Source organism: Chryseobacterium sp. SIMBA_029, from assembly GCF_046535275.1.
Classification (GTDB): Bacteria; Bacteroidota; Bacteroidia; order Flavobacteriales; family Weeksellaceae; genus Chryseobacterium.
The window spans coordinates 1-309 of the sequence record NZ_JAWRXA010000159.1 but is presented as its reverse complement, the minus strand read 5'-3'; the positions used below and the strand labels follow the sequence as shown (position 1 = coordinate 309).

Sequence of the window (309 nt, the reverse complement as noted above, 5' to 3'; positions counted from 1 at the left end):
CGGAACACGATTGGTCTTGTAATCGAGGATAACGACCCGGTCTGTCAGTACCGCGAGACGGTCGACCCGGCCCGATACGGCATAGTGCTTTCCGTCGAGGTCCAGCGTGCCCATGATCGAGACTTCAGGTTGCGCATGGGCTGCAAAGACCGGCTGCAGGCTGTCTTCACCCAATAGTTTCAGAACCGAATCGACAAGCCGGCGCCGCTCCGCGTCCGGCCAGAAGCGCGCCGCGCGCCCGGCATAGCGCTCGGCGGCAAGCTGGCGCTCCTGAGGCAGGATGTCAGGCAGCATCTGCAGCATGCGGTG

Annotated in this window: 1 protein-coding gene; it reads right to left on the bottom strand. The window is 63.4% G+C overall.

The features are described from left to right. The coding region (locus tag SB679_RS23630; protein ID WP_410704703.1) for a PD-(D/E)XK nuclease family protein at positions 1–309 on the bottom strand (309 nt) is incomplete at both ends.